This window comes from Streptomyces sp. NPDC086023 (assembly GCF_044540325.1).
Lineage (GTDB): Bacteria > Actinomycetota > Actinomycetes > Streptomycetales > Streptomycetaceae > Streptomyces.
In genome coordinates, this window is the sequence record NZ_JBITRX010000001.1 from 17,017 (window position 1) to 40,089 (window position 23,073).

Annotated in this window: 20 protein-coding genes and 1 pseudogene; 7 read left to right on the forward strand and 14 right to left on the reverse strand. The window is 72.5% G+C overall.

Features of this window, described 5'->3' with window-relative positions; translation table 11 throughout:
• Window positions 1-165 precede the first annotated feature (165 nt).
• Both ACIF6F_RS00105 and ACIF6F_RS00110 read left to right on the forward strand, forming a co-directional pair.
• Window positions 166-786: a DUF47 domain-containing protein gene (locus ACIF6F_RS00105; RefSeq protein ID WP_028797706.1), complete on the forward strand. Its 621-nt coding sequence runs from the start codon at window positions 166-168 to the stop codon at window positions 784-786.
• 5 nt (window positions 787-791) lie between these two features.
• A complete protein-coding gene (locus ACIF6F_RS00110; RefSeq protein ID WP_399938949.1) occupies window positions 792-1,790 on the forward strand; it encodes an anion permease in 999 nt (332 codons plus the stop codon).
• 84 nt (window positions 1,791-1,874) lie between these two features.
• Here the strand turns inward: ACIF6F_RS00110 and ACIF6F_RS00115 are convergent, their stop codons facing one another.
• The 10 genes from ACIF6F_RS00115 to mshD form a co-directional block, all read right to left on the reverse strand.
• Window positions 1,875-3,071, reverse strand: a complete 1,197-nt coding sequence (locus ACIF6F_RS00115) for an FG-GAP repeat domain-containing protein (RefSeq protein ID WP_399938952.1) — start codon at window positions 3,069-3,071, stop codon at window positions 1,875-1,877.
• Between the two features lie 48 nt (window positions 3,072-3,119).
• Window positions 3,120-4,598 (reverse strand): FG-GAP and VCBS repeat-containing protein, encoded by a 1,479-nt coding sequence (locus tag ACIF6F_RS00120; protein WP_399938954.1) that lies wholly within the window; start codon window positions 4,596-4,598, stop codon window positions 3,120-3,122.
• A 223-nt stretch (window positions 4,599-4,821) separates the two neighbouring features.
• The gene (gene pstB, locus ACIF6F_RS00125; RefSeq protein ID WP_399938957.1) at window positions 4,822-5,598 is read right to left on the reverse strand and encodes a phosphate ABC transporter ATP-binding protein PstB; all 777 of its coding nucleotides are present in this window, start codon (window positions 5,596-5,598) and stop codon (window positions 4,822-4,824) included.
• A 27-nt stretch (window positions 5,599-5,625) separates the two neighbouring features.
• Window positions 5,626-6,708: a phosphate ABC transporter permease PstA gene (gene pstA / locus ACIF6F_RS00130; RefSeq protein WP_399938959.1), complete on the reverse strand. Its 1,083-nt coding sequence runs from the start codon at window positions 6,706-6,708 to the stop codon at window positions 5,626-5,628.
• A complete protein-coding gene (gene pstC, locus ACIF6F_RS00135) occupies window positions 6,708-7,694 on the reverse strand; it encodes a phosphate ABC transporter permease subunit PstC (RefSeq protein WP_399938962.1) in 987 nt (328 codons plus the stop codon). The genes pstA and pstC overlap by 1 nt, the downstream gene beginning before the upstream one ends.
• A gap of 106 nt (window positions 7,695-7,800) precedes the next feature.
• Window positions 7,801-8,937 (reverse strand): phosphate ABC transporter substrate-binding protein PstS, encoded by a 1,137-nt coding sequence (pstS, locus tag ACIF6F_RS00140; RefSeq protein WP_399938965.1) that lies wholly within the window; start codon window positions 8,935-8,937, stop codon window positions 7,801-7,803.
• Between the two features lie 386 nt (window positions 8,938-9,323).
• Window positions 9,324-9,740 carry an NUDIX hydrolase gene (locus ACIF6F_RS00145; protein WP_399938967.1) on the reverse strand — a complete coding sequence of 139 codons (417 nt, stop codon included), beginning with the start codon at window positions 9,738-9,740 and terminating at the stop codon, window positions 9,324-9,326.
• Between the two features lie 69 nt (window positions 9,741-9,809).
• Complete coding sequence (locus ACIF6F_RS00150) at window positions 9,810-10,790, reverse strand: CHAD domain-containing protein (protein ID WP_399938970.1); 981 nt, start codon at window positions 10,788-10,790, stop codon at window positions 9,810-9,812.
• Complete coding sequence (locus ACIF6F_RS00155) at window positions 10,771-13,029, reverse strand: RNA degradosome polyphosphate kinase (protein WP_399938971.1); 2,259 nt, start codon at window positions 13,027-13,029, stop codon at window positions 10,771-10,773. Before ACIF6F_RS00155 ends, ACIF6F_RS00150 begins: the two co-directional genes overlap by 20 nt.
• Before the next feature lie 379 nt (window positions 13,030-13,408).
• On the reverse strand, window positions 13,409-14,335 hold the full coding sequence (gene mshD / locus ACIF6F_RS00160; RefSeq protein WP_399938974.1) for a mycothiol synthase: 927 nt from the start codon (window positions 14,333-14,335) through the stop codon (window positions 13,409-13,411).
• A 206-nt stretch (window positions 14,336-14,541) separates the two neighbouring features.
• Between mshD and ACIF6F_RS00165 the strand changes: the two genes are divergently transcribed.
• Window positions 14,542-16,344 (forward strand): bifunctional metallophosphatase/5'-nucleotidase, encoded by a 1,803-nt coding sequence (locus ACIF6F_RS00165; RefSeq protein ID WP_399938976.1) that lies wholly within the window; start codon window positions 14,542-14,544, stop codon window positions 16,342-16,344.
• 139 nt (window positions 16,345-16,483) lie between these two features.
• Here ACIF6F_RS00165 and ACIF6F_RS00170 read toward each other — a convergent pair whose 3' ends face one another.
• On the reverse strand, window positions 16,484-17,275 hold the full coding sequence (locus tag ACIF6F_RS00170; RefSeq protein WP_399938978.1) for an alpha/beta fold hydrolase: 792 nt from the start codon (window positions 17,273-17,275) through the stop codon (window positions 16,484-16,486).
• Window positions 17,276-17,458: 183 nt separating this feature from the next.
• Between ACIF6F_RS00170 and ACIF6F_RS00175 the strand changes: the two genes are divergently transcribed.
• The 4 genes and pseudogenes from ACIF6F_RS00175 to ACIF6F_RS00190 all read left to right on the forward strand — a co-directional run bounded on the left by ACIF6F_RS00175 (window position 17,459) and on the right by ACIF6F_RS00190 (window position 19,465).
• Window positions 17,459-18,322, forward strand: coding sequence for a phosphatidylinositol-specific phospholipase C (locus tag ACIF6F_RS00175; RefSeq protein WP_399938980.1), 864 nt, complete (start codon window positions 17,459-17,461; stop codon window positions 18,320-18,322).
• Between the two features lie 139 nt (window positions 18,323-18,461).
• Window positions 18,462-18,911 (forward strand): helix-turn-helix domain-containing protein, encoded by a 450-nt coding sequence (locus ACIF6F_RS00180; RefSeq protein WP_399938982.1) that lies wholly within the window; start codon window positions 18,462-18,464, stop codon window positions 18,909-18,911.
• Between the two features lie 25 nt (window positions 18,912-18,936).
• Window positions 18,937-19,053 (forward strand): annotated as a pseudogene (locus tag ACIF6F_RS00185) (peptidase inhibitor family I36 protein); the annotation flags it as partial.
• Between the two features lie 121 nt (window positions 19,054-19,174).
• Entirely contained in the window at window positions 19,175-19,465 is a 291-nt protein-coding gene (locus ACIF6F_RS00190) for a hypothetical protein (RefSeq protein ID WP_399938984.1), read from the forward strand.
• Here ACIF6F_RS00190 and ACIF6F_RS00195 read toward each other — a convergent pair.
• The 3 genes from ACIF6F_RS00195 to ACIF6F_RS00205 form a co-directional block, all read right to left on the reverse strand.
• Window positions 19,462-20,913, reverse strand: coding sequence for an ATP-binding protein (locus tag ACIF6F_RS00195; protein ID WP_399938987.1), 1,452 nt, complete (start codon window positions 20,911-20,913; stop codon window positions 19,462-19,464). The genes ACIF6F_RS00190 and ACIF6F_RS00195 overlap by 4 nt on opposite strands.
• Window positions 20,910-21,647 (reverse strand): response regulator transcription factor, encoded by a 738-nt coding sequence (locus ACIF6F_RS00200; RefSeq protein WP_399938990.1) that lies wholly within the window; start codon window positions 21,645-21,647, stop codon window positions 20,910-20,912. The genes ACIF6F_RS00195 and ACIF6F_RS00200 overlap by 4 nt, the downstream gene beginning before the upstream one ends.
• A gap of 68 nt (window positions 21,648-21,715) precedes the next feature.
• Entirely contained in the window at window positions 21,716-23,056 is a 1,341-nt protein-coding gene (locus ACIF6F_RS00205) for a S1C family serine protease (RefSeq protein ID WP_399938993.1), read from the reverse strand.
• Between the last annotated feature and the right edge of the window lie 17 nt (window positions 23,057-23,073).

A 23,073-nucleotide genomic window follows, 5' to 3' on the forward strand; every position in this document is an offset into this window, starting at 1 on the left:
GCATACCCCTCATGGGTATAGGTTACTCGGCTCTGCCCGAAGGGGCAGGGGCTCCTGCTCCTCACTGTGCCTGATGGAGGACACTGGGGAACCGCCGGTTAGCCGTGGCCGGAGGATGCGCCTAGCATCAGCCTGACCGAATCCGATGCACCCCGAGGACCTCACGTGCGATTTCGTCTGACCCCCAGGGAGACGAGCTTCTACGACATGTTCGCCGCATCCGCGGACAACATCGTCACGGGCTCCAAGCTCCTGATGGAACTGCTCGGGGCGGACTCGTCCGCCCGGGCCGAGATCGCGGAGCGGATGCGGGCAGCGGAGCACGCGGGCGACGACGCGACCCACGCGATCTTCCACCAGCTCAACTCCTCCTTCATCACGCCGTTCGACCGCGAGGACATCTACTCCCTCGCCTCGTCGCTCGACGACATCATGGACTTCATGGAGGAGGCCGTCGACCTCGTCGTCCTCTACAACGTCGAGGAGCTCCCCAAGGGGGTCGAGCAGCAGATCGAGGTCCTGGCGCGGGCGGCGGAGCTGACCGCCGAGGCCATGCCGCACCTGCGGACGATGGACAACCTCACCGAGTACTGGATCGAGGTCAACCGCCTGGAGAACCAGGCCGACCAGATCCACCGCAAGCTGCTCGCCCACCTCTTCAACGGCAAGTACGACGCCATCGAGGTCCTCAAGCTCAAGCAGATCGTCGATGTGCTTGAAGAGGCGGCCGACGCCTTCGAGCACGTGGCGAACACGGTGGAGACCATCGCCGTCAAGGAGTCCTGACCGTCGTGGACACCTTTGCGCTGGTCGTGACCATCGGCGTCGCGCTCGGCTTCACGTACACCAACGGCTTCCACGACTCCGCGAACGCCATCGCCACCTCGGTCTCCACGCGGGCCCTGACCCCCCGCGCGGCCCTGGCCATGGCCGCCGTGATGAACCTCGCCGGCGCCTTCCTGGGCAGCGGGGTCGCCAAGACCGTCAGCGAGGGCCTCATCGAGACGCCCCACGGCGCCACGGGCATGTGGATCCTCTTCGCGGCGCTGGTCGGCGCGATCGTCTGGAACCTGATCACCTGGTACTTCGGCCTGCCCTCGTCCTCCTCGCACGCGCTCTTCGGCGGCATGGTCGGCGCGGCGCTGGCGGGCGGTACGGAGGTCATCTGGTCCGGTGTGGTCGACAAGGTCATCATCCCGATGTTCGTCTCGCCGTTCGTCGGCCTGATCGTCGGCTACCTGGTGATGGTCGCGATCATGTGGATGTTCCGCCGCACCAACCCGCACAAGGCCAAGCGCGGCTTCCGCATCGCCCAGACCGTCTCGGCGGCGGGCATGGCGCTCGGCCACGGCCTCCAGGACGCCCAGAAGACGATGGGCATCGTCGTGATGGCACTGGTCATCGCCGACGTCGAGCAGGCCGGCGACCCGATCCCGGTGTGGGTCAAGATCGCCTGTGCGGTGATGCTGTCCCTCGGTACGTACGCGGGCGGCTGGCGCATCATGCGGACCCTGGGCCGGAAGATCATCGAGCTGGACCCGCCGCAGGGCTTCGCGGCGGAGACCACCGGCGCCTCGATCATGTTCGGCTCGGCGTTCCTCTTCCACGCGCCGATCTCCACCACCCACGTGATCACCTCCGCGATCATGGGCGTGGGCGCGACCAAGCGGGTCAACGCGGTCCGCTGGGGCGTCGCCAAGAACATCATCCTGGGCTGGTTCATCACCATGCCGGCCGCGGCCCTGGTCGCCGCGCTGTGCTTCTGGGTGGTCAACCTCGCCTTCGGGTGACGGCCCGTTCCACCCGTACGACAGCGCCCCCGCCGGACCGTTCCGGCGGGGGCGTCGTCGTGTGCGGAGGTGGACCCTCCGGGGTCAGCCGGCCAGGCCGAGGCCGAAGTTCGCCCAGCCCGCCGGGCCGCCGAGGGCGGTGAGGCCGAAGCTGGTGGCGCCGGTGCCGCCGAAGCCGCCGCTCGCGCTGCCGAACAACACCGTCAGTGAGCCGGAGCCCTCCTCGCCGAGCTGGTTGCCGGACTTGCCCGGAGCGCCGACGAGCAGGTCCGGGTACCCGTCCCGGTTGGTGTCGGCGATGCCCACGGCGTTGCCCCAGCCCTCGCCCGACTGCTCGACGCCGGGGATGCCGCGCTGGTCCTGCCCGTAGATGCCGCGGGCCTCGTCGTGCTGGCGCCGTCCGGGCCCCCCGTACTGGACGCTGATCTTGCCGCCCAGGCCGATGACCAGGTCCTGGTGGCCGTCCTTGTCCAGGTCGCCGAAGGTGCCTGCGCCTCCGGAGCCGTCCATCTGGAGCCTGGCCCCCGGGGCCAGTCCCGCGGCGCCGCCCTTGAGGACCATGCCCGGGCCGCCCAGGCCGGTGAGGACGATGTCGTCGGTGCGGTCCCCGGTCATGTCGCCGACGTACAGCGAGATGCCGACGGAGAAGCCGTCCACCCGCTGCGTGTTGCGGTGCCAGACCTTGGCCGCCCTGCCCGTTTTCCGGTCGAGCGGGCCCAGGAACACGCTGACGCCGTACTCGGTTCCGTCGTGGCCCCGGGTGACGAGGTCGTCGGTGCCGTCGCCGTTGACGTCGCCCAGGCCGTGGAAGCCGGGGAGCACCTTGGGGTCGGCGGCGGTGCCGCTGCCGGTGACGGGGGTGGAGGCGCCGGTGATCCCGGCCTTGCCGCCCCACAGCACCAGGGTCGACTCGCGGTGGCGGACCAGGAGGTCGTCGTACCCGTCGCCGTCCAGGTCACCGAAGCCGCTGATGGCCCGCCACCTGCCGTTCTCGGCCGGGTCCCCGGGTACGCCCGGGGTGGCACGGCTGACGACGGTGGCGGTGTCGTACTTCAGCCCGCCGGCCGAGCCGTAGGCGACCGTGACGACGCCGGCGCCCTTGAGCCCGTTGACGGTGGCCGTGTGGGCGCCGATGGCGAGGTCGGGGTAGCCGTCGCCGTCGAAGTCGGCGGTACGGGGCTCCGGGACCGGGGCGGCGGCCGCGGCGGCCGGGGTGAGGGCCGCTGCGCCGAGGGCGGTGGCCACGCAGACCGCGGCGGTCGTGAGCAGGTGCTTGCGCATGGATGCCTCGGTGGGTGGTGGGGCCGCCGCCGGTCGGCGGCGGGCGGGTCAGCCGGTGAGCTGGTCGCCGAAGTGGATGTGGGCGGTGGAGCCGCCGAGGGCGCGGGAGTACAGGCTCGTCGCGCCGGTTCCGGTGAGGCCGGCGGGGCCGGTGCGCAGGATCCAGACGCGGCCCGAGTACGTGTCCTCGCCGGGCCCGCCGACCAGCACCTCGGCCGCGCCGTCGCCGTCGGTGTCGGCCGCCAGCACGGACCAGCCGAACAGGTCCGTGGCCTCGGAGGCGCTGGGCACGCCCGCGGTGCCCTGGGTGACCACGCGCGCTCCGGTGGTGGTGACGCCCTTGGGGCCGCCGCGCAGCACGGTGACGGATCCGGCGCTGCCCTGGCCCGAGGGGTCCTCGCCCGCGGCGCCGATCACGATGTCGGCGTACCCGTCGCGGTCGGTGTCGGTCACGGCGAGGGACTGGCCGAACCGGTCGTACGGCTCGTCCTTGCCCGGTACGCCGGGGCTGTCCTGGGAGAACTCGCGGGCGGGCAGCGTGGTGCTGACGCCATGGGGGCCGCCGTACGTGACGGAGATCCGGCCCCCGGAGCGGGGTGCGGAGCCGGTCAGGGCGTGCCCGTCGCCGCCGACGAAGTCGGGGTAGCCGTCCTTGTTCAGGTCGCCGAAGGCGCCGCCGGGACCGGCCGTGGCGGTGCCGACGGGGAAGAGGCCGGCGGGGGTGTGGCGCAGGACGAGGCCGGCCGGCTTCGCGGGGTCCTTGGTGGCCGCGACCACTTCGGCGGTGCCGTCGCCGGTCATGTCGCCGGCGTGGACGACGGTGGGGTGCAGCAGGCCGGTGCCGGTGAACGTGGTGGAGGCCGGCTTGCCGGTGGTGCGGCCGACCGGGCCGGCCAGCAGGCGCACGCCGTAGGTCCGTACGCCGTCCCGGGTGGTGGACCCGGCGGCCACGATGTCGGCGGTGCCGTCGCCGGTCACGTCGGCCACGGCCACGCCGGTGCTCGGGGTGCCGGGGGCGGGCAGCGTGGTCGGGGCGGCGACCAGGGTGGAGGCCCCGGTGATGCCCTGGGGGGAGCCCCACAGGACGAGGTAGCCCTCGGGTGTGCGGACGACCAGGTCGGTGTGGCCGTCGCCGTCGAGTTCGCCGCGGCCGGCCAGGTTGCCCCAGCGGGCGTTGGCCGTGAGGTCGCCGGGGATGCCGGGGGTGTCCTGGGTCAGCAGGGTGGCGCCGTCCCGGCGGAGGCCGGTGGGAGAGCCGTACACGACGGAGATGCCGCCGGCGTCGGGTGCGAGGTGTCCGCCGTTCGCCGAGCGCGGGCCGGGGGTGTCGGGGGCCCAGACGGCGAGGTCGCCGTACCCGTCGCCGTTGAAGTCGGCCGCGGGCTTCGGAGCCGCGGTGCTGGCGGTCGCGGAGGCGGGTGCCGTGGCCGCGCCCGCCGTTGCCGTGGCCGCGCCCGCCGTTGCCGTCGTGCCGAGTGCGGCCGCCGCGGCCAGCGTGGCCAGGACGACGTACGTGTTCCTGTGCAAGACAACCCCCCGTGGATCATGCTCCTGACAGAGAGTTGACCGATGTGCCCGCGGGATGGTTGTGGTGACCCGGGTCACACCCGGGATGTCCCGGAACGTGGGTGGGCCCGCCCCCTGCCAGAGGGGGCGGGCCCGGATTCGCCTTGCGGTGGCACCGCCATGCAGCACCGCAGGACGTGTGGGGGAGCCGTACGGCTCGTGCGGCGGCGCAGCCGCGGTCCTCCTAGCCGAAGCGGCCCGAGATGTAGTCCTCGGTGGCCTGGACGGAGGGGTTGGAGAAGATCCGGTCCGTGTCGTCGATCTCGATGAGCTTGCCGGGCTGGCCGACGGCCGCGAGGTTGAAGAACGCGGTGCGGTCGGAGACGCGGGCGGCCTGCTGCATGTTGTGCGTGACGATCACGATGGTGAACTGCTCCTTCAGCTCGCCGATCAGGTCCTCGATGGCGAGGGTGGAGATCGGGTCGAGGGCGGAGCAGGGCTCGTCCATCAGCAGGACCTGGGGCTCGACCGCGATGGCGCGGGCGATGCACAGGCGCTGCTGCTGGCCGCCGGAGAGGCCGGAACCGGGCTTGTTCAGGCGGTCCTTGACCTCGTTCCAGAGGTTGGCGCCCTTGAGGGAGCGCTCGACGATGTCCTGGAGCTCGCTCTTCTTGAACTTGCCGTTCAGGCGCAGGCCCGCGGCCACGTTGTCGAAGATCGACATGGTGGGGAAGGGGTTCGGGCGCTGGAAGACCATGCCGACGGTGCGGCGGACGGCGACCGGGTCGACGCCGGCGCCGTAGAGGTTCTCGTCGTCCAGCAGCACCTTGCCCTCGACGCGGCCGCCCGGGGTGACCTCGTGCATGCGGTTCAGGGTGCGCAGGAAGGTGGACTTGCCGCAGCCGGAGGGGCCGATGAAGGCCGTGACGGAGCGGGGCTCGACGGTCATCGAGATGTCGTCGATGGCCTTGTGGTTGCCGTAGAAGGCGGAGAGACCGGAGACGTCGATGCGCTTGGCCATGGGATTCAGAGCTTCTTTCGTGGCCGGTCAGCGGCCGGTCTTCGGGGCCTTCCAGCGGGCGATGCCGCGGGCCACCAGGTTGAGGATCATGACGAAGGCGATCAGGACGAGTGCCGCGGCCCAGGCCCGGTCGAAGGAGGCGTCGCTGCCGATCTTGTACTGCTCCCAGATGTAGAGGGGGAGCGAGGACTGGGCGCCTTCGAAGGGGTTGCCGTTGATCAGCTGCGAGCCGAAGACCAGCAGCATGATCGGCGCGGTCTCACCGGTGATGCGGGCGACGGCCAGCATCACGCCGGTCGCGATGCCGCCGATGGCGGTGGGGAGCACGACCTTGAGGATCGTGCGCCACTTCGGCACACCGAGGGCGAGGGAGGCCTCGCGCAGCTCGTTCGGGACGAGCTTGAGCATCTCCTCGGTGGAGCGGACGACGACGGGCATCATCAGGATCGAGAGGGCCAGCGAGCCGGCGAAGCCGGAGGGGCCCTGCTCCAGCATCAGCGTCCACGTCGTGAGGATGAAGAGACCCGCGACGATGGAGGGGATGCCGGTCATGACGTCAACGAAGAAGGTCACGGCCCGGGCGAGCGCGCCGCGGCCGTACTCGACCAGGTAGACGGCGGTCAGCAGGCCGATCGGGGCGGCGATCACGGTCGCCAGCAGCACCTGCTCGATGGTGCCGAGCAGGGCGTGGTAGACGCCGCCGCCGGGCTCGATGCCGGCGACACCGGCCATCGAGTGGCTCAGGAAGTAGGCGTCCAGCACCTGGATGCCGCGGACGATGGTCACCCAGATCAGGGAGAGCAGCGGGACGACGGCGAGGACGAAGCAGACCCACACGACGGAGGTCGCGACGCGGTCCTTGGCCTGGCGGGAGTTCTCGACGATCGTGCTGGCCGTGTACGTGATCACGACGAACAGCGCGGCGGCGATCAGGCCCCACTGCATCTTGCTGTCGAGGCCGGCGACCGCGCCGATGCCGGTGCCGAGCGCGAGGGACACGGCGGCGATGGCGGCGGGGGCCCAGCGGGGCAGGCCGCCTCGGGTGAGGCTGGTGGGGGCGGCGGACTTGCGGCTGCGTACGGGCCGCTGGTCCTGCAGTGCGTGGCTCATCAGGCGTTCGCCCCCGAGTACTCCTTGCGGCGCGCGATGATCATGCGAGCGGCGCCGTTGACCAGCAGGGTGAGGAGGAAGAGGACGAGACCGGAGGCGATCAGCGCGTCACGGCCGTACTCGTTGGCCTCGTCGAACTTCGCGGCGATGTTCTGGGCGAACGTGCCGCCGCCCGGGTCCAGCAGGTGGCCGGAGATCAGGAAGCTCGGGGAGAGGACGGTGGCGACGGCCATCGTCTCGCCGAGGGCGCGGCCGAGGCCGAGCATCGACGCGGAGATGACGCCGGAGCGGCCGAAGGGCAGCACCGACATCCGGATGACCTCCCAGCGCGTGGCGCCGAGGGCGAGGGCGGCCTCCTCGTTCATGCGCGGGACCTGGAGGAAGACCTCGCGGCTGACGCTGGTCACGATCGGCAGGATCATGATCGCTAGCAGGATGCCGACGGTGAACAGGGAGCGGTCGACGCCCGCCTGGGTCTTGTCGAAGACGTAGGTCCAGCCGAGGAACTCGTCCATCCAGGACGTGAGCCCGCTGAGGTACGGGACGAGGAAGAGGGCGCCCCAGATGCCGTAGATGATCGACGGCACTGCGGCCAGCAGGTCCACGACGTAGGCGAGGGGACCGGCCAGCTTGCGCGGTGCGTAGTGCGAGATGAACAGCGCGATGCCGACCGCGATCGGGACCGCGATGACCATCGCGATGACGGAGCTGACCACGGTGCCGTAGAGGAGCACCGCGATGCCGAAGACGGGGGGCTCGCCCGTGGCGTTCCAGTCGAAGGTGGTGAGGAAGTTGCCCTCGTTCTTCGACAGGGCCAGGACGGCGCGGTAGGTGAGGAAGACGGCGATCGACGCCATGATCACCAGGAGCAGGATCCCGGAGCCCTTGGAGAGCCCCGCGAATATCTTGTCACCGGCCCGGCCGGTGGACCCGCTCGAGGAGACCGGCGGAGCCTGGTCTGTCTGGGTGGGTGTGAAAGTAGCCATGATCTTTCCGGTCTGGATGGGGGCGGGGCCCCCTGGCGGCGGTGCACCGGAGGTTCCGGGGGTGGGTCCACTCGGACGGGAGCGGACCCTCCCCCCGGAGTCGTGCTCAGGAGAGCGAGGAGATGACCTTGCGGACCTTGGCGTTGATCTCGGTCGGGATCGGCGCGTAGCCCTTCTCGGAGAGGAGCTTCTGGCCCGCGTCGCTGGCCGTGTAGTTCAGGAAGGACTTGACGGTCGGGAGCGTCTCGGCCTTGTTGCCCTTGTCGCAGACGATCTCGTAGGTGACCAGGACGATCGGGTACGCGCTCTCGGCCTTGGTGGCGTAGTCGAGCTTCAGGGCGAGGTCCTTGCCCTTGCCCTCGATCTTCGCGGCGGCGATGGCCTTCGAGGCGTTCTCGGAGGTGGCCTTCACCGGGGCGGCCGCACCGGTGTTGATGTCGACGGTCTTGATGCCCTGCGAGGCGGCGTACGAGAGCTCGAAGTAGCCGATCGCGCCGTCGACCTGCTTGACCTGCGCGGCGACACCGGCGGAGCCGGAGGCGGCCTGGCCACCCGGGGCCGGCCACTTCTTCTCGGGCTCGTACGGCCAGTCGGCGGTGGCGGTCTTCGACAGGTACTTGCCGAGGTTCTGGGTGGTGCCCGAGTCCTCGGAGCGGTGGAAGGCCTGGATGGCGGTGGAGGGGAGCTTGGCGTTCGGGTTGAGCTTCTTGATCGCCTCGTCGTCCCACTTCTTGATCTTGTCGTTGAAGATCTTCGCGAGGGTGGGGGCGTCGAGGACCAGGTTGTCCACGCCGGAGACGTTGTAGCCGATGGCGATCGGGCCGCCGACCATCGGGAGGTTCACGCCCTGGCCGCCGGTGCAGACCTTCTTGGACTCCTCGACCTCCTTGGGCTTCAGCGGCGAGTCGGAGCCCGCGAAGCCGACGGTGCCCTGGTTGAAGGCGACGATGCCCTCACCGGAGGAGGAGGACTTGTAGTTGACCTCGACGCCGGCGCAGGTGGCCATGTAGCCGTTCACCCACAGGTCCATGGCGTTCTTCTGCGCGGAGGAGCCGGAGGCCAGCAGCTGACCCTTGGCGCCCGCGCACTGCGAGGCGTCGCCGGTCGGGGCCGCGGCCTTGCTGCTGCCGCCGTCCTTCGGAGTGTTGTTGTCGGAGCCGCACGCCGTGAGGGCCAGTGCGCCGGACACGACGAGGGCCCCGAGGGCAGAGGCACGAAGCCGGTTCTTGCGCTGAAGCTTCACTTTCGGGTGTTCCTTCCAGGAGCCGCCTGCCGGTCTCGTTACGGGGCGGCGTGCGAAGAGGACTACGTCTGGTTGCCCGGTAGCCACCGGCTCTTCGCCTGCGACCCGCACCGTGCACTGCCGAAATTAGGCAGATCAGGTGAAGCGGCCAACGGGGGTGAGTGAACGGACGGTGAACCATGGCGGACGGCCCGGTGTGGCCCTGCCTCCCGGCGCGCCGGGGCGCGCAGACGCACCCGGCACGTGTATACGGGGCGGGACCGGTGGGCCGCACACCCCCAAGGGCCAGTTTCCGGCCATGTGCGCCGTGGCGCTACGGGGGGCCCGCCACCCGTACGGACCAGCGCCCGCACCCGTCCCGGCCCGCCGCCCCCACCCGTCCCGGCTCAGCGCTCCAGCACTTCGAGGAACGCGTCCACCAGCGGCCGGTCGCGCAGGTGCGTGAGCCGCAGCCGCGCCCCGTACGGCGGCAGCCAGAGCAGCCGGTCCACCTCCAGGGAGGGCACGAAACCGCCCTCCAGTGCCTCGGCGGCCCAGTAGTGCACGGTCTTCAGCCGTCCCTCGACCAGGTACCGGGAGGTCGGCAGCGGGGCGCCGAGCTCACACGTGTACCCGGTCTCCTCCAGCACCTCGCGCCGGGCCGCCCGCTCCGGGGTCTCGTCCCGCTTCAGCTTGCCCTTGGGGAAGGACCAGTCGTCGTACTTCGGCCGGTGCACCAGACACAGCTCGGGCCGGCCGTCCGCGGCCGACCGGCGCCAGAGCACGCACCCGGCGGCGACCAGCGGTTTCGGCCAGTCCGTCACGGCGTGCCCACCCGCACGAGGCGCCCGGCCGTCACGGCGTGCCCGCCCTCAGGCGGCCGGTACGGGCCCTCACGTGACCACCGCGGACGCCGAGCCGGCAGGCTGCCAGACCCGCTGGAAGTCGAAGCGCGCCGCCTCCACCTCGTGCCGCTGGTCGGCGTGCAGCACGCCCAGCGCGTACGCCGTCGCCGGGGCGATCCGGGGCGTGCGCGCCGCCTGCGCCGAGGCCGCGGCCGCCTCCGCCGCCTCCCGGTGCCGGTCCAGCGCCGTGCAGGCGGCCGTCAGCAGCGTGACGTCCGCCCCGAGCGCCTCCTGCGCGTACCGGTGCACCCGCAGCAGGCTGCGCACCCGGTGCCAGGGCGCGTCCTGGGTCTCGTCGTCGACCAGCGCCTCCGCGTTGTACGGGTGGGCGGCCCGTACGAGCGGCAGCTCGCCGGCGGCGACGTGCAGCCGGTCCGCCACCTGGGCCGACAGCGGCACCAGCACCTCGTCCGTGCGCCCGGCCGCCGCGATGCGGTCGAGCGGCACCTCGGAGGCCAGCACGGCCACCGCGTCGGCCACGGCGTGGAACCGCGAGGACCCCAGCGCGTGCAGGGTCGCCGAGTGGGCCCGGGTCCTGGCCAGGGTCAGCTGCCGCTCCAGCAGCGCGGCGGCGCGCGCCGAACCCACGGTGAGCGACCCCCGCGCCGCTCCTCGCGGGCCGGGCACGCCGGGCGCGTCCGGGGCGCCCGACAGCCGGTGCAGCGCGTCCAGCAGCCGGGTCAGCCGGGCCGCGTACGCGTGCTCGTCGGCCAGCGTCGCCGACAGCCAGGTCAGCTCCGTGCGCAGCGCGTCGGCCCAGGCGGAGTCCGTGACCGGTCGGAAGGTGGCCAGCGAACCGCTGATCCGGCGGGCCGCGGCCCGCAGCGCGCGGGCCGCCTCCACCCCCTCGGCCGCGTCGGCACCGCTCTCCTCGTGCAGTCTCAGTCCGCGCAGGAAGGCGGTCGCCTGAGAGCGGAGGTAGGCGCCGAGCACGTCCCCCGCGCTGGAGTCATGGTGTTGCAGAGCCACGCCGGCGCCTCCGGGCGTCTATGAGCATCTCCTGTACGTGCCGCAGCGGCATGCCGTCCGCGTCGGTGCTGTGCCGGGTCCAGTCCCCGTCCGGGCCCAGGTGCCAGGAGGAGCTGGCGTCGGACATGCCGGTCTCCAGCAGCCGGTCCAGTGCCGCTCGGTGTGCCGGGTCGGTGACCCGGACCAGGGCCTCGATACGGCGGTCGAGGTTGCGGTGCATCATGTCGGCGCTGCCGAGCCAGATCTCGGGCTCGCCGCCGTTGCCGAAGGCGAAGAGCCGGGAGTGCTCCAGGAAGCGGCCGAGCACGGAGCGGACCCGGACGTTCTCCGAGAGTCCGGCGACGCCCGGGCGGATGGCGCAGATGCCGCGCACCCAGATGTCGACGGGCACACCCGCCTGGGAGGCGCGGTAGAGGGCGTCGATCAGGGCCTCGTCGACGATGGAGTTGACCTTGATGCGGACGTAGGCGGGGCGGCCGGCGCGGTGGTGCGCCGCCTCCTTGTTGATCCGGGAGATCAGCCCGTCGCGCAGCGACTTCGGCGCGACCAGCAGGCGGCGGTAGGTCTCGCGGCGCGAGTAGCCGGACAGCCGGTTGAAGAGGTCGGAGAGGTCCGCGCCGACCTGCGGGTCGGCGGTGAGCAGGCCGAGGTCCTCGTAGAGCCGGGCCGTCTTGGGGTGGTAGTTGCCGGTGCCGACGTGCGAGTAGCGGCGCAGCAGCTCGCCCTCCTGGCGGACCACGAGCGACAGCTTGCAGTGGGTCTTCAGCCCGACCAGGCCGTACACGACGTGGCAGCCCGCCTCCTCCAGCTTGCGCGCCCACTTGATGTTGGCCTGCTCGTCGAAGCGGGCCTTGATCTCGACGAGTACGAGCACCTGCTTGCCGGACTCGGCCGCGTCGATCAGGGCGTCGACTATCGGGGAGTCGCCGGAGGTGCGGTACAGCGTCTGCTTGATGGCGAGCACGTCCGGGTCCGCGGCGGCCTGCTCCAGGAAGGCCTGCACGGAGGTGGAGAAGCTGTCGTACGGGTGGTGCAGCAGCACGTCCCGCTCGCGGAGCGCGGCGAAGATGTCGGGCGCGGAGGCGGACTCGACCTCGGCCAGGTCGCGGTGGGTGCCGGCGATGAACTTCGGGTACTTCAGCTCGGGCCGGTCGAGGGAGGCGATGCCGAACAGGCCCGTCAGGTCGAGCGGGCCGGGCAGCGGGTAGACCTCCGCGGGGCTGACCTTGAGCTCCTGGACGAGCAGGTCAAGTACGCCGGGGTCGATGGACTCCTCGACCTCCAGGCGGACGGGCGGGCCGAAGCGGCGCCGCATGAGCTCCTTCTCCAGGGCCTGGAGGAGGTTCTCGGCGTCGTCCTCCTCGACCTCCAGGTCCTCGTTGCGGGTCACCCGGAACATGTGGTGCGCGAGCACCTCCATGCCGGGGAAGAGCTCCTCCAGGTGCGCGGCGATGACGTCCTCCAGCGGGACGTAGCGCTGCGGGGAGGCCTCCAGGAAGCGCGAGAGGAGCGGCGGCACCTTGACGCGCGCGAAGTGGCGGTGGCCGCTGACCGGGTTCCGCACGACGACGGCCAGGTTCAGGGAGAGGCCGGAGATGTACGGGAAGGGGTGCGCGGGGTCGACGGCCAGCGGGGTCAGCACCGGGAAGATCTGGTTCCGGAAGAGCGTGAACAGGCGGGCCTGTTCCTTCTCCGTGAGTTCCGGCCAGCGGATCAGGTGGATGCCCTCCTCGGCGAGCGCCGGGGCGACGTCCTGCTGGTAGCAGGCGGCGTGCCGGGCCATGAGCTCGCGGGAGCGGGTCCAGATCAGCTCCAGCACCTCGCGGGGCTGGAGGCCGGAGGCCGAGCGGGTGGCGACGCCGGTCGCGATGCGCCGCTTCAGGCCGGCCACCCGGACCATGAAGAACTCGTCCAGGTTGCTGGCGAAGATGGCCAGGAAGTTGGCCCGTTCGAGGAGCGGGGTCGCCGGGTCCTCGGCCAGCTCCAGCACGCGTTCGTTGAACGCGAGCCAGCTGCGTTCGCGGTCGAGGAACCGGCCGGTGGGCAGCTCGGTGGCCGAGCCGTCCTCGTCGTAGGAGTCCAGATCCGCGTCCAGGTCGGGCTCCAGGTCGGACACGACCGCGGCGACGGTGTGCGGCCGGTGCGCGGCTATGGACCCTACGGAGGGCTGCGGGTGCCTGGCACCCGACCCCTGGGGGCTCTGCTGGCCGGGGACCTCTGTGCTGCTCTGCTGGCTCATGCGTCCATTCTTCCGCGCACGCGGCAGTACAGGCGCGTCGGAAGGGGGCGCGGTGAGGCGCAGGGCGACGGGGTCGGTCGGTTGACGGAGTCCGTTGCGCTTGGACGGGTCGGCGACGGGCTGCATTGCGCGAGCGTCGCAAGGGCGTCTGAATGCCCGGTTAATGGCGTGTGGCTTGCAGGGGACCCGCGGGGCAAGCCCGTGACCTTCCCGTCACCTGAACGGGTGTACGGGCCGCTCGCCGGCGGTACGGGAGGCCTCCCGGCGGTACGGGAAGCTCCCCGGCACCGGCACCGGCACCCCGCGCCCGCCATCCGGGCCGGGCCGGGCCGGGAGCGTGTCCCCTACCCGGCCCGGCCCGCCTCCCGAGGCAATACAGCTAGGACTCGGAGCGGTACATCAGGTCCACCTCGTGCGTCAGGAAGCCGAGGCGCTCGTACACGGCGAGGGCGGCCGGGTTGTCCGCGTCCACGTAGAGCATCGCCGTCGGCAGGCCGGCGTCCTCCAGGTGGTGCAGGCCGATGGCGGTGAGGGCCTTGCCCAGGCCGCCGCCCTGCTCGCCGGGGAGCACGCCGACCACGTAGACCTCGCCCAGCCGCTCCGCCGCGTGGACCTTGGTCCAGTGGAAGCCGACGAGGTGCCCCTCGCGCTCGGCGAGGAAGAAGCCCTTCGGGTCGAACCAGGGCTGCGCCTTGCGGTCGTCCAGGTCCCGCTGGGTCAGCGCACCCTGCTCGGGGTGGTGGGCGAAGGCGGCGGCGTTCGCCGCGAGCCACGCCTCGTCGTCCCGGCCCGGCACGAAGGTGCGGACGGTGACGCCCTCGGGGAGCACCGGCTCGGGGATGGGCGCGCCGTCGTTCAAGGGGCGGCGCAGCTGGCGGAGTTCGCGGAAGAGGGTGAGGCCGAGGACCTGGGCGAGGTGCCGGGCGGCCGATTTGCCCCCGTGTGCCCAGACCCGGATCCGCTTGCCGGACGCGGCCAGGAGGGCCGTGCCGAGGGCGCGTCCGTGGCCACGGCCGCGCAGCGCGGGGTGGACGACCAGCTCGGCGGCGGGCGCCTCCACCGGGTCGGTGTCCTCCAGTTGGGCGTACCCGGCCAGCCGGCCGTGCTCGGTGAGCAGGAAGTGGCGGATGCCCTCGCGACGGCCCCCGGTGAGCTGGAGGCGGCCCTGTTCCGACACGGCGGTGGTGCCGTCGGTGAGCCTGGCCTCCTCGATCAGGCCGAGGACCGCTCCGGCCTGTTCCTGCGTCAGTTCGTCGAGTTCCTGGATCTGCCGTCCGGGCTCCAGCGCCGCTGCTGCGTCAGTCATACGTCGAGCGTACGGCGCCGGGCCCGCGCCCCCCGGGCAACCCCGGCCAGGCGTCCGCCCGCACCGGTCCGTTTCGTCCCCCTACGCCGCAGCGCAACTGAACGGTAACCTGCCACCCCCTGTCGCGCTACGCGCGTTGACCGTAGGCTGCGGACGCGATTTCCGCACCTGACCTCCCGATCGCACGCTGCCTCGAAGGGGAACTGATGACAGCGACCACCCAACGACACCGCCGGGCACGCCGGTTGACCGCCGCCGCCCTCGCCGTCACGGCAGGGGCGGGCGCCCTCATCGTGGCCGCGCTGCCCGCCGGGGCGGCCCCGAGTGCGGCGTCCGACCGGCTGGTCGACGTACAGCTGCTGTCCCTCAACGACCTGCACGGCACCCTGGAGCCCCCGCAGGGCTCCTCCGGCAACGTCACCGAGCTGCAGGCGGACGGCACGACCAAGGCGATACCCGCCGGTGGTGTCGAGTACCTGGCGACCTCCCTGCGCAAGGCGCGCGAGGGCAAGACCCACACCATCACCGCGGCCGCCGGCGACATGATCGGCGGCAGCCCGATGCTGTCCGGTCTGTTCCACGACGAGCCGACCATCGAGGCGATGAACAAGTTCGGCCTCGACGTCACCAGCGTGGGCAACCACGAGTTCGACGAGGGCCGCAACGAGCTGCGCCGCATGCAGTACGGCGGCTGCCACGCCGTCGAGGGCTGCTTCGAGTACGGCAAGACCTTCGAGGGCGCGAAGTTCCCGTACCTCGCCGCCAACGTGACCGACGAGAAGACCAAGCGCCCCCTCCTCTCCCCCACCTGGGTGTGGAAGAAGGACGGCGTCAAGATCGGCTTCATCGGCGTGACCCTGGAGGGCACCCCGGACGTCGTCACCGCCGAGGGCGTCAAGGGCCTGAAGTTCGGCGACGAGGTCGAGACGATCAACAAGTACGCCGCGCAGCTCAACGCGCAGGGCGTGAAGTCGATCGTCGCGCTCATCCACGAGGGCGGCCTGCCCGCCTCCGGCGCGTACAACTACGACTGCAACACCCCGGGTGCCGGCGCGGGCATCTCGGGCGCGATCGTGGACATCGCCAAGAACATCGACGCGAAGGTCGACGCCCTGGTGACCGGCCACACCCACCAGGCCTACGCCTGCTCCATCCCGGACCCGGCCGGCCAGCCGCGCACGGTCACCTCGGCCGCCTCGCTCGGCCGCCTGTTCACCGAGACCACGCTGACCTACGACCGCGCGACCAAGGACATCGTCCGCACCGCGGTCAAGTCGGCCAACCACGTGGTCAACCGCGACCAGCCCAAGGCCTCGGACATGACCGAGCTGATCCAGCGCTGGAACGCGCTGGCCGCCCCGGTCGCCAACCGCCCGGTCGGCTACATCTCGGGTGACATCAACGGCCGCGGTTCGAGCGCGCCGGAGAAGCCGCTCGGCGACCTGATCGCGGACGCGCAGCTGGAGGCCCTGTCCCCGGCCGCCAAGGGCGGCGCGGAGCTGGCCGTCATGAACCCGGGCGGCATCCGCTCGGACCTCGCGTACAAGGCCTCCGGGGCCGAGGGCGACGGCGTGGTGACCTTCGGCGAGGCCTTCACGGTCCAGCCCTTCACCAACATGATGAACGTCGTGGACCTGACCGGCGCCCAGCTGATCACCATGCTCCAGCAGCAGGTCACCGGCCCGGTCAACGGCACGAGCCCGAAGATCCTCCAGGTCTCCAAGGGCTTCACCTACACCCTCGACATGACGAAGACGGGTGCCGACCGCATCGTCGTCGACTCGGTCCGGCTGAACGGCCAGGCCATCGACCCGGCGCGCACCTACCGCGTCGCGATGAACGAGTTCCTCGCGGGCGGCGGTGACGGCTTCACCGTCCTGAAGGAGCACAAGAACAAGCTGGTGGGCGCGTCCGACCTGGACGTCTTCAACGCCTACCTCGGTGCGCACTCCTCGGCGGCCGCCCCGCTGGCGCCCCCGGCCGCGGACCGCATCACCGTCATCAAGTAAGGCGTACGCAGCACAGCGCGTCCCGGAGGGGGCGGCGGGCCACACCGGCCGGCCGCCCCCTCCGGCGTTCCCGGCCGCGGCCGCCCCGGTGCCGGCGCCCCCACGGCGGCCCCCCGGTGGCCGCGCCGGAGCCGGCGCCTCAGAGGGTGTCGAGGAACGCCCGCACCGCCGCCGCGAACCCCTCCGGGTCCTGGAGCTGCACGAAGTGGTCGGTCTCCAGGGCGGTGTACGCGGTGCCCGGGCGCCGCGCGGCCATGTCGAGGGCCTGCTCGGTGGGCAGGGCCTGGCTCTTGAGACCGTGGACGAGCAGGGCGGGGCAGTCGCTCGCCAGCCACTGCGCCCAGTGGTCGCCGTGCACCAGGTTCTCGGAGTCCACCGTGTCCTGCGGGTGGAAGGGCAGCCGCCAGCCGCCCCCGTCGGGCAACGGGCGCAGGGCCGGGGCGAGCGCGGGGCCCAGCGGGCCGCAGGCGGCGACGAGTTCCTCCCGGGAGGGGGCGGTGTACGGGAAGCCCAGGACGAAGGCCAGCGGGCTGGTGCCGTGGTCGGGGAGGTCGGCCGGGGCGTCCACGTTCACCAGGGCCTCGACGCGCCCGGGGCGGGCGGCCGCGAGGTGGTAGGCGTTGACGCCGCCGAGGGAGTGCCCGAGGACGACGGTCCGGTCGAGGCCGAGGTGGTCGAGCAGGGCCAGGAGGTCGGCGAGGTAGCCGGCGCGCGTGTAGTCGGGGGCGCGGTCGGAGTCGCCGTGGCCGCGCTGGTCGGGGGCGATGACGCGCCATCCGGGGCCCAGGGCGGCGGCCAGTCCGGTGAAGGAGGCGCCCTCGGAGAGGTGGCCGTGGAGCGCGAGGAGCGGCCGGCCCGCGCCGCCGGTGTCCAGGAAGGACAGGGCGCGGCCGCCGACGTACAGGGTGGAACGCGTGAACTCGCTGCTCATGACGGTCTCCTTGCGGTTCCGGGACCGGCGGGCTGCCGGCGACTCTGACTATACGAGCGTATAAGACGGTCGTGCAATACGTTTGTATAGATCGAGTGGCCGAGTGGGGCCTGTTCCTTGTGTGACGTGAGCACGCCATAATTCGCGCGACTGCGGGGACAGCGAACCCAGGGGGGACGGGCCATGAGCCTGGATCGGCGCGCGTTTCTTGTCGGAGCAGTGGCGGCCGGGGCCTCGGTGGCACTGGGCACCGGTACGGCGGCCGCCGCCGGGGCCCAGGACTGGATGGGCGCCCTCGCGGACACGACGCCCCTCCGGCGGATGACCATCCCCGGCACCCACGACTCCGGGGCCCGTTACGGCGGCCTCTACGTGGCGTGCCAGAACACCTCGATCGCCGAGCAGCTGTCCTACGGGATCCGCTTCCTCGACGTACGCTGCCGCGTCACCGGCGGCTCGTTCGCGATCCACCACGGCGCGTACTACCAGAACCTGATGTTCGGCGACGTGCTCGCCGCCTGCCGGGACTTCCTCGCCGCGCATCCCCGCGAGACCGTCCTGATGCGCCTGAAGCAGGAGTACAGCGAGGAGAGCGACGCCACCTTCCGGGCGGTCTTCGACGACTACCTCGACCGGCGGGGCTGGCGCCCGCTCTTCCACCTCGACCCCGCCCTGCCGGACCTCGGCGGCGCCCGCGGGAAGGTCGTCCTGCTCGCCGACAACGCAGGGCTGCCCGGCGTCAGGTACGGATCCGCCGAGGTCTTCGACATCCAGGACGACTACACGGCGGAGCCCTTCGCCAAGCGCACCCGCATCGAGGAGCACTTCCGCAAGGCCGTCCGGGAGCCCGGCAGGCTCTTCGTGAACTACACGAGCACCGCCGCGCTGCTCCCGCCCCGCTGGAACTCCGACCGCCTCAACCCGCAGGTCCACGCCTTCGTCGACGGCGCGGAGATGGCGGGCAGGACCGGCCTCGGCATCGTCCCCATGGACTTCCCGAACACCCGCGCCGGCCTCGTCGACGCGCTGCTCCGCCACAACGGCTGACCGCGCCCGGCGGCGCTCCCCCCACCCCCACGTCCCCCAACACCCCCACCCCCCACCCCCCACCCCCCCGCCCCACGCACAGCCTCGGCACCGCCTCCTGCACCGCCCCCCACCTCGCGTGCGAACAAGGAGACCAGACATGAGCGTGCCCACCACCGCGGAAGACCGCCTCGTCAGGGAGATGCGCCGGATGAAGGAGAGCGCAGGGCTGAGCTACGAGAAGCTCGCCGCCCTCACCCACTACAGCCGGTCCTCCTGGGAGCGCTTCCTCAACGGCAAGAAACCCGTCACCCGCCAGGTCGTGGAGCAACTCGTCACCGCACTCGGCGACGAGCCCAACCAGTTGCTCGACCTGTGGGCCAGGGCCCGGCTGGAGGCCGGCGCCCCCGCGCACCCCGCCCCCGCGCAGCCCGCCACGGATCGGTCCCTGCCGCGACCCGGCCGGCCTCCGGTACGCGAACTCGCCGCAGCCACGGCCTTCCTCGCCGGCCTCGCACTCGGCGCCCTGCTCGCACGGGCGGGCCGGCGCATCCCGGCGGCATCCCACATCGCCCTCATCCCTCCCCACCCGTCGGGAGGCACCCCCTAGCGGCTTCCCCCGCGTCCCACGGCCTCTGGCGGGCGCCGGGACCGCGAGCGCGGGCTGGTCCGACTGCCCCGCGGGAGCGCTGTGCGCGTACCCGCAGATCAACGGCGGGGGCACGCCCGGCAAGGTCTACGACGACAACGCCAACCTGCTCCAGTACGACAAGTTGGCCGGAGGCGGGTGCGCACGCCCTCGCCAACCGCGTCCTCACCACCGTCGAGCAGGACCCCGCCCACCGCGCCGCGGTCGCCCGCTGGGCCGCCTGCATGGCGGAGGCCGGGTACCCCGGCTACGCCGAGGACGGCCTCCAGGCTCCGCGCAAGGCCCTGGGGGCCAGGCTGGCCGCGGCCGGCAACGACCCCGCGAAGCTCAGGGCGCTGGGCGCCGAGGAGATCCGTACGGCGGAGGCGGACGCCCGCTGCGAGGCCGACACGGACCTCGCGGAAGTCGTCGCCACCGTCCAGGCCGCTGTCGAGGCCCGCCTGCTCACCCCCGCCGACCGCGCCGCCCTCGACCGCTTCCGGACACTGAAGGAACGCGCCCTCGCCACCCCCTAGCCCCCCGGCACCTCGGGCGGCGGGGTCGGCGCGCCCGGCAGGCGGAGCACCGCCACCGTCCCCGGCTCCGCGGGCCGCAGCTCCACCGTGCCGCCCGCCTGCTGCACCGTACGGGCCACGATCGACAGCCCCAGCCCGCTGCCCGGCAGCGCGCGGGCGGACGGGGAGCGCCAGAAGCGGTCGAAGACGTGCGGCAGCTCGTCCGCCGGGATGCCGGGACCGTGGTCCCGCACGGTCAGCTCGCCCCCGTGCAGCTCCACCTCCACAGCACCGCCGGACGGGCTGAACTTCACCGCGTTGTCCAGCACGTTGACCACCGCCCGCTCCAGCGCCGCCGGCTCGGCCCGTACGTACCAGGGCTCCAGCGCGGCCATGTAGGCCAGCTCCGGCCCGCGCAGCCGGGCCCGCGACAGCGCGCTCTCCGCGATGTCGTGCAGGCCCACCACCTGGAGCGGCCCGGGCGCCGCCGCGTCGGGGCGGGACAGTTCCTGGAGGTCGCCGATCAGCGCGGCCAGCTCCGTCATCTGCGCCTTCACCGAGGCCAGCAGCTCCCTGCGGTCCTCCGGAGGGATGGCCCGGCCGGTCTCCTCGCTGCGCGCGAGCAGCTCGACGTTGGTGCGCAGCGAGGTCAGCGGGGTGCGCAGCTCGTGACCGGCGTCCGCGATCAGCTGCGCCTGCCGGTCCCGGGAGGAGGCCAGGGCGGCCGTCATCGAGTTGAAGGAGCGCGAGAGCCGCGCGATCTCGTCCTCGCCCTCGTCGGGGATCCGGACGGTCAAGTCCTCGGTACGGGCGATGTGCTCGACCGCACCGGTGAGTTCGTCCACCGGGCGCAGCCCGGTCCGGGCCACCCACAGGCCGGCCGCCCCGGCGCCGACCACGCCGATGCCGCCGAGGCCCAGCAGCACCCAGGCCAGCGTGCCGAGGGGCTTGTCGATGTCGGCCAGGGGCTTGGCGATCGAGAGGGCGAGGAGCTGGCGGGTGCCGTTCGGCTGCGTGGTGGTGGCCGGCTGGGTGTAGACCCGGAGCTTCGTGCCGGCCTCGGTGGTCACGTCGTGCAGCGAGGAGGCCAGGTCGCCCCGCGCCACGGCGAGGTCGTCGGCGGTGACGGGCAGGGTCTGCGGGCCGGCCACCCAGCAGTGCGAGCCGCCGGCCAGGACCAGCTGGACGCTCGCGTTGAGGTTGCCGCCGACCTCGACGCTCTCCGCGGGGGCGGTCGGCCGGCAGCCGATCGGGCTGGACAGGACCTGGTTGGCCGCCCGCGCCGCGGCGTCGGGGTCTATCGCCTTCAGCGACTCGTCCAACTGCGTCCTGAGCTGGCCGCGCACCATGAACCAGCACGCGGCCGCCACCGCCGCCACCGCGAAGGCCACCGCGGCGGCCACCAGGATGGCCAGCCGGGAGCGCAGCGGGAGCGCGCGGAAGCTCCGGATCCGGCGCAGCGGGCTCATTCGGCGCCCCCGCCGTCGCCCGCGCGCAGCACGTAGCCGACGCCCCGCACGGTGTGGACCAGGCGGGGCTCGCCGCCCGCCTCGGTCTTGCGGCGCAGGTACATCACGTACACGTCCAGGGAGTTGGAGCTGGGCTCGAAGTCGAAGCCCCACACGGACTTCAGGATCTGCTCCCGGGTCAGCACCTGCCGCGGGTGGGCCAGGAACAACTCCAGCAGCGTGAACTCGGTGCGGGTCAGCTCCACCGGCCGCCCCGACCTGGTCACCTCGCGCGTGGCCAGGTCCATCCGCAGGTCGCCGAAGGACAGCACGTCCTCCGGCTGCCCGTCGCCGGCCGCGGGGGCGGCGTACGCGCTGCGCCGCAGCAGGGCGCGGATCCGGGCGAACAGCTCGTCCAGCTCGAAGGGCTTGACCAGGTAGTCGTCCGCGCCCGCGTCGAGACCGGTGACCCGGTCGCCGACGGTGTCGCGGGCCGTGAGCATCAGCACGGGCGTGGTGGAGCCGGCGGCACGCAGCCGCCGGGCCGCGGTCAGCCCGTCCATCCGGGGCATCTGGATGTCGAGCACGATGAGGTCGGGCTCGTACGCGGCCACCTTCTCCAGGGCGTCGAGCCCGTCGACGGCGGTCTCCGTGCCGTACCCCTCGAAGGCGAGGCTGCGGCGCAGGGCCTCGCGGACGGCGGGCTCGTCGTCGACGATCAGGATGCGCTGCGGGTCGCCGTCGGCGGGGTTCATCGGGTCCGGTCCTTCTCAAGAGGGTGGAGGCCCGGGGGGTCCCGGGCCTCCAGACTTACACGGCGCGGTCAGAAGCCGGTGCCGAACAGGCCGCCGCCGGAGCCGCGGCCGGAGTCCTGGCTGCCGGAGCCGCCGGAGCCGCCGCTGCCGCCGTCGCGCAGGGAGTCGAGGTCCTTCTTGACGGTGTTCACCGGGATGGCGAAGCCGAGCCCGACGCTGCCGGCGCTCGACTGGCCGGTGGAGGGCGAGTAGATCGCGGAGTTGATGCCGATGATCTCGCCGTTCATGTTGATCAGCGCGCCGCCCGAGTTGCCCGGGTTGAGCGAGGCGTCGGTCTGGATGGCCTTGTACGTGGTCTTCGACGAGCCGGTGTCGCCGTTGAACTGGCGCCCGCCGAACTCGAAGGGCCAGCCGCCGCCCTGCTGCCACTGCTGCTGCTGTTCGTTCTGCCCTTCGGACTTGGCGACCGTGACGTCGCGGTCCAGGGCGGAGACGATGCCGCTGGTGACCGTGCCGGTCAGCCCCTCGGGGGAGCCGATGGCCACGACCTGGTCGCCCACGTTCACCTTGGAGGAGTCGCCGAGCCTGGCTGCCTTGAGCCCCCTCGCTCCTTCGAGCTTGATCAGGGCGAGGTCCTTGTCGGGGTCGGTGCCGAGCACCTTGGCCTTGTAGGTCTTGCCGTCCGAGGTCCGCACGGTGATCTCGCTCGCCCCCGCGACCACGTGGTTGTTGGTGACGATCTCGCCGTCGGAGGTGACGATCACGCCGGAGCCGGTGGCCTTGCCCGAGCCGGTGGTGGCGCCGATCTCCACGATGGAGGGCATCACCTGCCGGGCGACGCCGCTGACCGTGCCGTTGCTCGTCTGGGAGACGTTCGTGCCCGGGACGCCGGGGCCGGCGGTGCCGCCGTCGGTGAGGAACTCCTGGATCGCCACCGAGGTGCCGCCGCCGATCAGCGCGGCCGCCATGGCCACCGCCGCCAGCAGCGCGACCGGGCGCTTGGCGCGGGCGGCGTGGGCCGGACCCTCGCCGGGCGCGGCCGCCGGAGTGCTCCAGCCGGTACCCCGGCCGGAGCCGCCGTGGCCGCCGCCGGCGTGCAGGTCGCCACCGTGCCCGTACCCGTACCCGTCGCCGGCGGGAACGTCGCCACCGTGCCCCGCGGCGCCGCCGGTCCCGTGCGCACCGGCCGGCGGGACCGTCTCGCCGCGGATCACCTGCGGCGCGTGGGCCTCGAACCACCCGGGCGCGGCCGGCGGGTACGGCGGCGGCGCCGGGTGGCCGGAGCCGGCTCCGGTCTCGTGGGCCGGCCGCTCACGGCCGCGCCGGAAGTCGTCGCCGAAGACCGGCTGCTGCTGGGTCGGGTTCTCCTGCTGCGGGTGCTCGCCTTCGCGGCGGTGGCTGTCGGTCATGGCCACGACTCTCGCCG